13 protein-coding genes are annotated in these 12,297 nt (G+C 66.7%); all 13 read left to right on the top strand.

Annotation, left to right across the window (positions count from 1 at the left end):
- The first annotated feature begins 163 nt into the window (after positions 1-163).
- The 13 genes from ACE3TQ_RS21755 (at position 164) to ACE3TQ_RS21815 (ending at position 12,263) form a co-directional block, all read left to right on the top strand.
- On the top strand, positions 164-1,099 hold the full coding sequence (locus tag ACE3TQ_RS21755) for a DMT family transporter (protein WP_374584930.1): 936 nt from the start codon (positions 164-166) through the stop codon (positions 1,097-1,099).
- Complete coding sequence (locus ACE3TQ_RS21760) at positions 1,096-1,479, top strand: methylglyoxal synthase (RefSeq protein ID WP_374584932.1); 384 nt, start codon at positions 1,096-1,098, stop codon at positions 1,477-1,479. Before ACE3TQ_RS21755 ends, ACE3TQ_RS21760 begins: the two co-directional genes overlap by 4 nt.
- A gap of 83 nt (positions 1,480-1,562) precedes the next feature.
- Positions 1,563-3,173: an alpha/beta hydrolase family protein gene (locus tag ACE3TQ_RS21765; RefSeq protein WP_374584934.1), complete on the top strand. Its 1,611-nt coding sequence runs from the start codon at positions 1,563-1,565 to the stop codon at positions 3,171-3,173.
- A gap of 14 nt (positions 3,174-3,187) precedes the next feature.
- Positions 3,188-4,162 (top strand): quinone oxidoreductase, encoded by a 975-nt coding sequence (locus ACE3TQ_RS21770; protein WP_374584936.1) that lies wholly within the window; start codon positions 3,188-3,190, stop codon positions 4,160-4,162.
- Positions 4,159-4,296, top strand: a complete 138-nt coding sequence (locus ACE3TQ_RS21775) for a hypothetical protein (protein WP_374584938.1) — start codon at positions 4,159-4,161, stop codon at positions 4,294-4,296. The genes ACE3TQ_RS21770 and ACE3TQ_RS21775 overlap by 4 nt, the downstream gene beginning before the upstream one ends.
- Positions 4,297-4,470: 174 nt before the next feature.
- Positions 4,471-5,253 carry a PEP-CTERM sorting domain-containing protein gene (locus ACE3TQ_RS21780; RefSeq protein WP_374584940.1) on the top strand — a complete coding sequence of 261 codons (783 nt, stop codon included), beginning with the start codon at positions 4,471-4,473 and terminating at the stop codon, positions 5,251-5,253.
- An 18-nt stretch (positions 5,254-5,271) separates the two neighbouring features.
- Entirely contained in the window at positions 5,272-6,093 is an 822-nt protein-coding gene (locus ACE3TQ_RS21785) for a sterol desaturase family protein (RefSeq protein ID WP_374584942.1), read from the top strand.
- Between the two features lie 51 nt (positions 6,094-6,144).
- On the top strand, positions 6,145-7,653 hold the full coding sequence (locus ACE3TQ_RS21790) for a glycosyltransferase family 2 protein (RefSeq protein ID WP_374584944.1): 1,509 nt from the start codon (positions 6,145-6,147) through the stop codon (positions 7,651-7,653).
- Complete coding sequence (locus tag ACE3TQ_RS21795) at positions 7,650-8,738, top strand: hypothetical protein (protein ID WP_374584946.1); 1,089 nt, start codon at positions 7,650-7,652, stop codon at positions 8,736-8,738. The genes ACE3TQ_RS21790 and ACE3TQ_RS21795 overlap by 4 nt, the downstream gene beginning before the upstream one ends.
- A gap of 14 nt (positions 8,739-8,752) precedes the next feature.
- Positions 8,753-9,913, top strand: a complete 1,161-nt coding sequence (gene wecB / locus ACE3TQ_RS21800; RefSeq protein ID WP_374584948.1) for a non-hydrolyzing UDP-N-acetylglucosamine 2-epimerase — start codon at positions 8,753-8,755, stop codon at positions 9,911-9,913.
- Positions 9,906-10,712 (top strand): YaiO family outer membrane beta-barrel protein, encoded by an 807-nt coding sequence (locus ACE3TQ_RS21805; protein ID WP_374584950.1) that lies wholly within the window; start codon positions 9,906-9,908, stop codon positions 10,710-10,712. Before wecB ends, ACE3TQ_RS21805 begins: the two co-directional genes overlap by 8 nt.
- Before the next feature lie 2 nt (positions 10,713-10,714).
- A complete protein-coding gene (locus tag ACE3TQ_RS21810) occupies positions 10,715-11,521 on the top strand; it encodes a hypothetical protein (RefSeq protein ID WP_374584951.1) in 807 nt (268 codons plus the stop codon).
- Positions 11,522-11,531: 10 nt separating this feature from the next.
- Complete coding sequence (locus ACE3TQ_RS21815) at positions 11,532-12,263, top strand: alpha/beta hydrolase (RefSeq protein WP_374584953.1); 732 nt, start codon at positions 11,532-11,534, stop codon at positions 12,261-12,263.
- Positions 12,264-12,297 lie beyond the last annotated feature (34 nt).

Below are 12,297 nucleotides of genomic sequence, written 5' to 3' on the forward strand. Positions count from 1 at the left end.
CGTCGCGGACGTGCGACGCTGGCTGCAGGAATCCCCGCCCTTTAGGGCGGGGAGGACGTCAAGTGCTGCCTAAAGATTGATTGCGAATTTCATAACAATAAACCATAAATTACTTTTCGGCAATTTTTTTCGGCGCCAGCAGGGAAAACCGCCTGCCGCTACAATGACTGGCATGCAGAATGCCACGCCGCCCGCCATCCCAGGTTCGCGCGCCGCCTACCTGGGCGGCCTGGCCATCGCCATCGGCGGGGCCGTGCTGTTTTCCACCAAGGCCATCGTGGCCAAGCTGCTGTACCGCTACCAGCTCGATGCGGTGACGCTGATCGCCTTCCGCATGCTGTTCTCGCTGCCGGTGTTCGCCGCCATCGCGCTGTGGAAGATGCGCAGCGAGCCGCCGCTGGCGCGCGCCGACGCCTGGCGCCTGCTGGGCCTGGGCCTGGTCGGCTACTACCTGTCTTCCTTCCTCGATTTCCTCGGCCTGCAATACATCACGGTCGGGCTGGAGCGCCTGATCCTGTTCCTGACGCCGACCTTCGTGCTGCTGGCCTCCGCGTTCTGGCTCAAGCAGCATATCGGGCGCCGCCAGCTGCTGTCGCTGCTGATCGCCTACGGTGGCATCGTGCTGGTGTTCTTCCACGACCTGCAGGGCGGCGGCAGCAATGTGGTGCTGGGCTCCCTGCTGGTGCTCGGTTCGGCCCTGGCCTATGCGGTCTACCTGCTGGCGTCCGGCGAAATGGTCAAGCGCCTCGGCGCGCTGCGCCTGGTGTCGTACGCCATGTGCGTGTCGAGCGCGGCCTGCATCGGCCAGTTCTTCGTGCTGCGTCCGGCATCCCTGCTGGTGCAGCCGCTGGAGGTGTACGCGCTGTCGCTGGTGAACGGCATCCTGTGCACGGTGATGCCGGTGTTCATGACCATGGTCGCGGTGCAGCGCATCGGCGCCGGCGCCGCTTCGCAGGCCGGCATGATCGGCCCGGTTTCCACCCTTTTCCTGGGCGCCGTCATCCTGGCCGAACCCGTCACCAGCTGGCAGCTGGCGGGGACGGCCCTGGTGCTGGCCGGGATCTACCTGCTGTCGAATGTGAAAGGACAAGTGAAATGACGCCCCGCATTGCCCTGATTGCCCACGATAAGAAGAAAGACGAGATGATCGCGCTGGCACGCGAGTACGCCGCTTTCCTGCGCACCTGCAAGCTGGTCGCCACCGGCACCACCGGCGGCCGCCTGGTCAAGGAAGTCGGGCTGGAGGTCGAGCGCAAGCATTCCGGCCCGCTGGGCGGCGACCTGCAGATCGGCTCCCTGCTGGTGGATGGGCATATCGATGCCATCATCTTCCTGCGCGATCCGATGACGCCGCAGCCGCACGAACCGGACATCAACGCCCTGGTGCGCTCCTGCGACGTGCATAACGTGGCCTGCGCCACCAACCTGGCCACCGCCCACCTGGTGCTGTCGCAATTGCAGGCCATGGCCGCAAAATAGCATTCTGTCGCACGCCCCTTGGCCGGCGTCCGCGCGGGCTGGCAAGGTAGCGCCCTCATAATCAAAATCGGGGAGACAGCAGCATGAAAACCATCCTGGGCGGCGTTGCCGCCATGGCGCTGGCGGGCGCCGCATCCGCCGCCGAGACGGCCGGCGCGCCGCCGCTGGCCGGCCACTGGGTCGGCACGTACGCCGTCGGCAGCGACTTCAATTTCCTGCGCCCGCACTTTGGCGCGGATGGCAAGGCCAGCGTCGATATGCCGGCCTTCGAAAAGAAAGACGTGCCGCTGGAAGCGGTGCGGCAGCAGGGCGCGCGCGTGCGATTCGCGCTGCCTGGCCCGGACGGCGTGCTGCAATTCGACGGCAAGCTGCAAGGCAGCCTGCTGGCCGGCACGGTGCGGAAGGATGGCAAGGAAGGCCAGTCGGGCAGCTTCGCCTTCCGCCGCACGCTGGCCGACGACCCGGCGCGTCACCAGCCGCTCTTGGGCGCCTACGAATTTCCGGGCCAGCGCATCGTGGTGCTGTCGGAGTGGGGCGACTTCCCGCAAATGTTCTACAGCGACATGAAGAGCGGCCGCTACGCCTCAATGTTCGCTGAAAGCGCCAGCAGCTATTACGCCGGCGCCGGTAACCTGAACCCCGCCGTGCGCGAAGCCAGCATGCGTTTCGAGAAGGACAAGGCGGGCCATATCACGCGCATGGTATGGCAGCAGCAAGGCAAGAAGGAAACCGGGCGCCGCCTGGATTTCCGCAGCGAGGAAGTCACGTTCAGGAACGGCGACATCATCCTGTCCGGCACCCTGGTGCTGCCGGAAGGGAAGGGCCCATTCCCGGCGGTGGTGCTGACGCAGATGTCGAGCCCCGCGCCGCGCGGCGCCTATGCCCTGCAGGCCTATTACTTTGCCGCACACGGCATGGCCGCCCTGATGTACGACAAGCGCGGCGTCGGCAAGTCGGGCGGAGAATTCAACAAGGCCACCATGGAGCAGCTGGCCGACGACGCCATCGCCGGCATCGAGCTGCTGGGCAAGCGCAGCGACATCAAGGCCGACGCCATCGGCACCTGGGGCCACAGCCAGGGCGGCTGGCTGGCGCCGCTGGCCGCCACCCGCTCGCAGAAGGTCGCCTTCGTGATTGCGCAGGCCGCATCGGCCGTGCCGCCAGCCGAGCAGGAGGTCTACCGCATCGAGCACACGCTGCGCGCGCAGGGTTTCAGCGAAGAGGAGGTGCAGGCCGGCGCTGCCTACCAGGAAAAGCTGATGCGCTGGGTCACCAGCCGTGGCGCCAACCGCGCCGAGCTGCTGGCGGCCGCGCGCGCCGGCGAGAACGCGCGCTGGGCAAGCAACGTCGAAATCGTGCCCGATACGCTCAAAGAAAAACCAAGCGAAACCACCACGGTCTTCTACAGCTACGACCCGCTGCCGGAGCTGAAAAAGCTCAAGGCGCCAGTGCTCTACATCCTGGGCGAGAAGGACGCCTTCGTGCCGGTGCATAAGAGCGCCAAACTGTTCCAGCAGACGCTCGATGCCGCCGGCCACCGCGACCACCAGGTGTGGATGCTGCCGCGCGCCGCGCACGGCCTGTGGGAAACCGATGTCGACGGCGGCGGCGCCTATATCAATTCAACGCACTGGGCGCGCGAACACTACCCGCGCATGACACAATGGCTGCGCGAGCGCGGCTTCATCCGATAGAAAGGAAACACAGCATGGTCAAGGCGATCCGCATGTCCCGCACCGGCGGGCCGGAAGTGATGGAATACGTTGATGTCGAGCTGGGCCCGCCGGGCCCGGGCGAAGCGACGGTGCGGCACGAAGCGATCGGCCTCAATTTCATCGACGTCTACTTCCGCAGCGGCCTGTACCCGCAGCCGCTGCCCGGCGGCCTGGGACAGGAGGGCGCCGGCGTGGTGGAAGCGGTGGGCGAGGGCGTGCACCACGTGCGCGTCGGCGACCGCGTGGCGTACGCCGGGCGCCCGAACGGCGCCTACGCGCAGGCGCGCAATATGCCGGCGGCGGGACTGGTGCGCCTGCCGGACGCCATCGGCACCGATACGGCGGCGGCCATGATGCTGCAGGGGATGACGGTGCAGTACCTGTTCCACAGCGCGGCGCCGGTCAAGGCCGGCGACACCATCCTGTTCCATGCGGCGGCGGGCGGCGTGGGGCTGATCGCCTGCCAGTGGGCGCGTGCGCTGGGCGTGAACCTGATCGGCACCGCCGGCTCGGATGAAAAGGTGGCGCTGGCGCTGGCGCACGGCGCCACGCACGCCATCAACTACAACAAGGAGAACTTCACCGAGCGGGTGCGCGAGATCACCGGCGGCAAGGGTGTCTCCACCGTGTTCGATTCGATCGGCAAGGACACCTTCATCGGCTCGCTCGACTGCCTGCAGCCGCGCGGCATGATGGTCAGTTTCGGCAATGCCTCGGGGCCGGTGTCGAACTTCGCGCTGGGCGAGCTGGCATCGCGTGGTTCGCTCTACCTCACGCGGCCGGCGCTGGGCAACTACACGGCCACCCGCGCCGAGCTGGAAGCGTGTGCACAATCGCTGTTCGACGTGGTGGCCAGCGGCGCTGTCCGGATCGAGATCAAGCAGCGCTATAATCTGGCCGACGTGGGGCAGGCGCACCAGGACCTGGAAGCGCGCCGCACCACCGGTTCCACCATCCTTTTGCCATGAACGATATGACTGAACAGAAGCAACCGGCCGACGACGACGGCAACCCGAAATTTGGCCGCCTGCTGCTGGTGCTGCTGGCCGTGGTGGCGCTGATCGGCGTGCTCACCTTCGCCACGGAAGCGTATTACCGATAGTCAATATTTCCGGCTCAAGTGTCGGATTTCTTTACATCATAAAATTTGTCACGCGATCAATAGGCATTTCCGTGTGGAAATACTGTTTGCGATCAATGGTTTACGCTTGATGGTGATTTTTGGCATAATTATTGCTTCTATTCCTGCCAAACACATTAATTGGAAAGCGGAACCATGAAAGCAATCGTGCTTGGCAAGACCTTGCGTAATTTCCTCGCCGCCGCCAGCCTGGCGCTGCTGGGTGCCAGCGCCTATGCCGGCCCGGTGAACCTGGTGAAAAACGGCGATTTCGAATCGACCACCAAAGGCACCGGCCAGATCGGCTTCAACACCGAAGTGACCGACTGGACCTCGCCGGGCGGCTATAACTTCGTCTTCGGTGCCGGCGAAGCCGACACCATCGGCGCGAAAAGCTGGTTCAATAAGCCGGAAAACCCGCCACTGACGCTGTGGGGCGCCAATAATGGCGGCGCCAACGCGCTGGCGCAAAGTGGCAATGGCGGCAATTTCCTGGCCGCCGATGGCGCCTATGGCGTGGAGCGCATCGAGCAGATGATCCACGGCCTGGTGGTCGGGCAAAAATATGTGCTGAGCTTTGAGTGGGCAGCGGCCCAGCAGTTCGGCTTCGACGGGGCCACCACCGAGAACTGGTCGGTCTCCATCGATGGCAATACCTTCACCACCGACACCTACCATAACGCCAACCATGCCTCCAGCAACTGGATGAAGGAAACCTTCTCGTTTACCGCCAAGGGTACGGAAGGCCTGCTGTCCTTCCTGGCCGCCGGTACGCCGGAAGGCTTCCCGCCATTCTCGCTGCTGGACGGCGTGTCGCTGTTTGCCTTCGTCGACGAAGACAAGCAGGGCACCGTGCCGGAGCCGGCCAGCTGGCTGATGCTGCTGACCGGCCTGGCGCTGCTGGGCGTGGCGCGCCGCCGCGCCGCCGGCCAGCGCTAAGTACACCAGGGCCGGCCCTTGTCGCCCATCGCACTGCAGGCCCTGCGGCTGTTGCTGTGGCTGTGCGTGCTGTGCGCCATCTTCCTGCCGCTCGAGCGTTTCCTCGCCCTGCGCCAGGCGCCCGCTGGCAAGGCGCTGCGCTGGGACGACCTGTTCTACTACTTCGCCAACAGCCTGCTGCCGATGATCGTGCTGGCGGCGCCGCTGGCGCTGGTGGCGCAGCTGGCCAGTGCGCTGCTGCCGGCCTGGCTGCCGGCTACGCTGGGCGCCTTGCCGCTGGCGCCGCGCCTGCTGCTGGTGCTGCTGGTGGGCGAGCTGGGCGCCTACTGGGCGCACCGCCTGGCGCACCGCTGGCCCTGGCTGTGGCGCTTCCATGCTGTGCACCACAGCCCCACGCACGTCTACTTCCTGGTCAATACACGCGCCCATCCGGTCGACCTGCTGTTTACCCGCATGTGCAGCCTGACGCCCCTGTATGTACTGGGCCTGGCCGGGCCGACGGCGGCCGGCAGCGCGGCGCCGGTGGCGCTGATCCTGGTCGGCACGCTGTGGGGCTTCTTCATCCATTCCAACCTGCGCCTGCGCCTGGGACCGCTGGAATGGCTGCTGTCCACGCCGGCCTTCCACCATTGGCACCATACGCGGCGCGACCATATCGACCGCAATTTCGCCGCCATGCTGCCGCTGCTGGACCGCCTGTTCGGCACCCACTACCTGCCGCGCCACTGGCCGGCCGAATACGGCACCGACACGCCGGTGGCGGGCACCCTGGCCGGCCAGCTGGCCGATCCGTTCCTGCCGGCGGCCCGCGGCGGGAATGTTGACCGGACTGAAAGTTAATTTGCTAGAATGGCAAACTCCTGTTTTTGCCATCCTGCCGAGCCCGATTCGATGACCGAACGACGCCGTTGTACGCTGCGGTTCATTGCCTTGCTGGTTGCGTGCTGGCTCTCCATCGCGCTGGCCTGGGCCGCGCCCGCAACAGCGCCCGCCGCTGCCGTTGCCGCTGCCGCAGCACCGGCACCCGCCTTCACCCTCGACCCCACCGCCGCCCTGCACAAGAAGGCGCGCAACGACAACTGGATCGGCGTCCATGACCAGGTCCACTCGCGCCATGGGGTGTTGACCGATGGCACGCTGCGCGTCCTGCTCTACCTGCTGTGGGCGGTCATCCTGATGGTGCTGGTGTACACCGTGCGCCACTACGCCTTCACCTTCAACCGCCTGTTCGGCCAGCAGCGCCACCCCTACCTCGATGTCAGCAGCGGCAACTGGCCGACGGTGACGGTGCTGGTGGCCGCCCACAATGAGGAGGCGGTGATTGCCGACGCCCTGGGCGCCCTGCTGGAGGTCGATTATCCGCGCGAGCGCCTGCGCATCATGCCGGTCAACGACCGTTCCAGCGACGGCACCCGCCGCATCATCGACGACATCGCGGCGCGCCACCCGGGCCGCATCACGCCGTTCCACCGCAGCGAAGGCAAGCCGGGCAAGGCGGCCGCGCTGAAGGACGCCACCGAACTGGTGGACAGCGATATCCTGATCGTGTTCGACGCCGACTATGTGCCCGGGCGCGGCCTGCTGCGGCAGCTGGTGGCGCCGTTCTTCGATCCCGAGATCGGCGCGGTCATGGGGCGCGTGGTGCCGCTCAACACCGGCAACAACCTGCTGACACGCCTGCTCGACATGGAGCGCTCCGGCGGCTACCAGGTCGACCAGCAGGCGCGCATGAATATGCAGCTGGTGCCGCAGTACGGCGGTACCGTGGGCGGGGTGCGCCGCGCCGCGCTGGAGGCGATCGGCGGCTGGCGCGACGACGCCCTGGCCGAAGACACCGACCTGACCTACCGCTTGCTGCTGCGCGGCTGGAAGACCACCTACCAGAACCGCTCCGAATGCTACGAGGAAGTGCCGGAAACCTGGCCGGTGCGCGTGCGCCAGATCATGCGCTGGTCGAAAGGGCACAACCAGGCCGCCTTCCGCTATGCCGGCGCGCTGCTGCGCAGCGACAAGGTGTCGTGGCGCGAGAAATTCGACGGGCTGCTGCTGCTGGGGGTGTTCGCCATGTCGCCCATCCTGCTGGCCGGCTGGTGCCTGGCCATCCTGCTGTTCTACCTGGACGCCAACCACTGGCTGAGCGGGGTGCTGGCCCTGTTCTGCCTGATGTCCTATAGCGCGCTCGGTAATTTCGCCGCCTTCTTCGAGATCGGCGCCGCCGTCTACCTCGATGGCAGCCGCCAGCGCATCCGCCTGATGCCGCTGAACTACTTCGGCTTCCTGGTCAGCCTGCTCTCGATCAGCATCGCCACCTTCAACCAGGTGGTGTTCGACTGGCTGTTCAAGCGCCAGATGGCGTGGGACAAAACGGTGCGCTACCGCAAGCCGGAGGGGCGCGCATGAGCTGGACTTTGCTGTTCTTTGCCGCCCTGGCGCTGCTGTTTGTGCTGCCCCTGCTGCCGGCACTGGTTGAGTGGCGCATCCGGCAGGATGCGCAGCCCTTGCAGGTGGTGCGCGAGCACGACGGCAATATCCGCCATTTCGCCAAGCGCTTCCACGAGTTCGTGACAGCACGATTCGGCAGCGCGCTGGACGCTGCGCGCGGCAGCGCGGCGCCGCAGCAGGGACGTCTGGAAAATGGCGATGCCTACCAGCTGGTGGGGGCGGGCGGAGTGCCGGCCATGCCGGCGCCCGGCCCGGACGGCGCGTCGGTGGACGCCTTGCTGCTGGGGGCCGGCGCGCTGCAGCTTGGCGGCGATACCCTGTACGAGAAGGAAGTCTATGCCAGCGCCGGGATTCGCTGCGGCGATGGCAATTCCTTCCGCGCCTTGCTGGCGAACGGCGATATCGTGCTGGGGCAAGCCTGCGACGTGCTGCGCTGGGCGCATAGTGGCAACCGCCTGGTGGCGGGCATGCGCAGCCGCCTGTTTGGCCGCGTTTCGGCCGACTGCGAACTGGTGCTGCACACGGACTGCCGCTTCGGCCGCATGCATGCGCCGACCATCCGCTTTGGCGACGCGGCGCCGCTGGCGGCAGCGCCGGGCGCTCCGCGCCTGCCGCTGGAGCGCCCACAAGGCTTGCTGGACGACGCGGCGGGACGTTGGCTGGTGGCGGACGACTGGGCGCTGCCCGATGCTTGCCACCACCAGGGCAGCCTGGTGGTGCGCGGCAGCCTGGCGGTGGGCGCCCATGCCTGGGTCGAAGGCAGCATCAAGTGCCATGGCGACCTGGTGGTGCAGGCCGGGGCGCGCATCGACGGCGCGCTCGTTTGCAGCGGCAATATGACCATCGGGCCTGGCTGCGTGCTGGGCGGGCCCCTGGTGTGCGAGCAAAAAATCGTGATCGAAGCCGGCACGGTGCTTGGATCGCTGGCGGTGGAAACCACGGCCACCGCCAATGAAATCCGTGTGCGCGAAGGCGTGGTGGCGCATGGCACCGTGTGGGCGCGGGAGCTTGGGTATGTGGCTCCCGCCGAAAATGTCAGTTGAGATAAGGCTTAACTTTGAGCGATAAAACCATCCTCCTATGCATGGGCACGCGGCCCGAGATCATCAAAATGGCGCCCGTGTACTACGCGCTCAAGCAGAATGGGCTGGAACCCTTGCTGCTGCACACCGGCCAGCACGAGGATATGGCGGATCCGATGTACCGCTTCTTCAACATCCTGCCCGATTTCAGCCTGCCGCTGGAGCGCCGCAGCGACGCCTTGCACCATTTGTCGGCCATGCTGCTGGAAAAGCTGGGCGCCGCGTTTGAGTCGATCAAGCCGGGGGCGGTGCTGGTGCACGGCGACACCGCCAGCGCGGCGATGGCGGCGCTGGCCGCGTTCTACCAGCGCATCCCGGTCGGCCATGTGGAAGCCGGCCTGCGCTCGCACAACCGCTACAACCCGTTCCCGGAAGAGAAGAACCGCGAGCTGATCGCGCGCCTGGCCGACTGGCATTTCGCGCCGACGCAACAGGCGCGCCAGAACCTGCTGCGCGAGAATATCGACGATTCGCGCATCCATCTGGTGGGCAACACTATCGTCGATGCCGTGCGCCTGGCCACCAGCGAATTCCCGCAAATGGCGGCCGACCCGGACGAGCTGGGCGGCCTGCAGCTGCGCGGCCTGCGCGACCTGCTGCCCGACAGCCGCCTGTTGTTCATCACGGCGCACCGGCGCGAGAACCTGGGCCGCCCGCTGCTGTCGATTTCCAACACGGTGCGCAAGATCCTGATGGCCGATGAAAAAGTCGTCATCGTCTGGCCGGTGCACAGCAATCCCAAGGTGCGCGCCACGGTGGATGAAGTGTTTGCCGACTTGCCGGAGGAGGTGGCGGCGCGCATCTTCCTGACCCGCCCGCTGCACTACTCGACCACCCTCAACCTGCTCAAGCGCGCCTGGCTGGTGCTGACCGATTCCGGCGGCATCCAGGAGGAGGCGGCCTGCCTGCATGTGCCGGTGCTGATCCTGCGCGAGGCGACGGAACGGCCGGAGCTGGTCAGCAGCGGCGGCGGGCGCCTGATCGGCACCAGCGGCGCCGCCATCCTGGAGGCGGTCGGCGAGCTGCGCGACAACCCGGCTGCCTACCAGACCATGTGCGACGCCATCAATCCCTTCGGCGACGGTTATGCGGCGGACCGCATCAAGGACATCCTGACGCGGGGCATGCATGGGTAAGCAGATGGACAGCCGCCGCGCCGCGCGCGCCGCAAAGACCACGCTGGCTGCGCTGGCGCTTCTGGCCTGGCACGGCGCGGCGCAGGCGCAGACTGCCACGCTGGAAGCAGGGCTGCTGCACCACCGCCTGAGCGATGGCCTGGGCCAGTGGAACCAGCAGTTCGTGCGCGGCACCTGGCGCACGTCGGAGGCCACGGTGTGGAACGCGGACCTGGTCAATGCGCGCCAGTTCGGCGCGCACGGCACGCTGGCGGTGGCCGGCGTCACCCACGTCTTCAACGACGACTGGTACGGCAGCCTGGGCGGCAGCTATGGCAGCAGTTTCTTTTACCCGAAAGGGCGCGCCGATGCGGTGCTGAACCGCAAGCTGGGCGCGGCGAAAAACATCGTGGCCACGTTCGGCGTGACGGCGGTCAATGCGCGCGACGGCCACCGCGACCGCAGCGTGCTGCTCGGCGTGTCCTGGTATTTGCCGAATGCACTGGTGCTGCAGGGCGGCACCCGCATCAACCGCAGCGATCCGGGCGGCGTCATGGCCAACGCCAAGTACGTGGCCGCAACCTGGGGCTACAACAAGCAGCAGTATATTTCGGTGCGCTACGACCAGGGCGAGGAAGCCTACCAGTACATTGGCGCCGGCGTGACCGACCTGCTGGTGAACTTCCGCAGCAACGTCGCCAGCGCGACCTGGCGCAAGTGGCTTGGCCCGACGCACGGCTTCCAGCTGCGCGCCGAGGCTTACCATAACCCTTATTACAACCGGCGCGGCCTGGAAGCGGCCCTGTTCAAGGAGTTCTGAGCGTGAAGCAATTGCAGGCCTTGCAGCGCAAGATCGAGGACATGCGCTTCCGTGGCTTTGGCGGCGCGGCGATCCGCATGCACCGCTCGATGTACCAGGTCAAGCTCAAGCGCAGCAACTTGCTGGGCTCCCTGGCGCTGCCGCTGCTGTTTACCCTGCTGCTGCTTTGCCTGCTGTCGCCCATCCTGGCCCTGTGGCACCACCTGTTCGCCTTCTGGATCCCGCGCATCGCGCCGGGCGGCACGGTGGCGGTGCGCCAGCTGGACCTGGGCGCGTACTGGCTCGACCTGCCGTATCCGCTGCTGCCGGCCGGCTTGCCGGATGCGCAGCTGTGGTGGGTGACGCTGGTCGGCACGGTGCTGGGCTTCCTGGCAACCGGCCTGGTGCCGCGCGACCGCTACCTGCCGCTGCGCTATATCCTGCGCGCTTGCCTGCTGGTGCAGGCCAGCGCGCTGCTGTACTTTCATTTCTTCCCCAGCGACTTCCCCTACGATTCGCCGCGCTACCTGAGCGATGCGCTGGCGATGGCGCTGATCTTCCTGTTCATGCTGCCGTGGGGACTGGGGCTGACCTATTATGTGTTCGCCTTTTCGCTGTGGCGCAAGGTGGGGCTGACGGTGTGCACGCTGGCCTATTTTGCGCTGGCGTTCCCGATGCAGTACCTGCTGCACGCCTATGTGCTGCACCATATGACGCTGTTGTTCCTGCCCTTGCTGTACCTGGTGTTCGGCATTTTCCTCGATGTGATGATGTTCGTGGCCCTGTACTCGTGGGGCATGAGCTGGCGGCGCGGCGACGCGGCCCGCTAAGGAGACTTCAATGCGCCAGTTGCTGACCGTTCCCGCGATCCTGCTGGCGGCCTACCTCGCCGTGTGCGCGCTGCTGTTTTTCCAGCAGCGCAGCATGCTGTATTTCCCGCAGCAGTTCAGCGGCGGCAGCCTGCTGGCGCTGGGCGGCGGGGCGCGCGTCGGCGTCACGCAGCTGGAGCTGCCGGGGCCGGGCGCGGTGATCTACTTCGGCGGCAACGCGGAAGCGGTGCCGGGCAGCCTGCCGGAGCTGCAGGCGGTCTTCCCGGGACAGTCGCTGTACCTGATGCACTACCGGGGCTATGGCGCCACGCCGGGCGCGCCGACGGAGGCGGGCCTGCATGCCGATGCGCTGGCGCTGTACGAGCATGTGCGGGTGCGCCATCCGCAGGTGACGCTGGTGGGGCGCAGCCTGGGCAGCGGTATTGCCACCCGCCTGGCCAGCGCGCGGGCGGTGGACCGGTTGGTGCTGGTCACGCCTTACGACAGCATGGCGGCGGTGGCGGGCCACCATTACCGCTGGCTGCCGGTGCGGCTGCTGCTGCGCGACCGCTACGAATCGGCGCGCTATGCGGCGCACGTCAACGCGCCCACCACCATCCTCGTTGCGGAACACGACGCCGTGATCCCACGCGCCAGCAGCGAAGCCCTGTACCGCAGCTTCCGCCCCGGGCTGGCCACTTTCCAGCTCGTGCCGGGCGTCGGCCACAACGATATCTCGCTGCGCGCCCTGAAATCCGATTGAACTTTCCTGCGGTGGCCGGCTCCAAATCCTGTCA

The organism is Pseudoduganella sp. (genome assembly GCF_041914865.1).
In the GTDB taxonomy this organism is placed as follows: domain Bacteria; phylum Pseudomonadota; class Gammaproteobacteria; order Burkholderiales; family Burkholderiaceae_D; genus Rugamonas.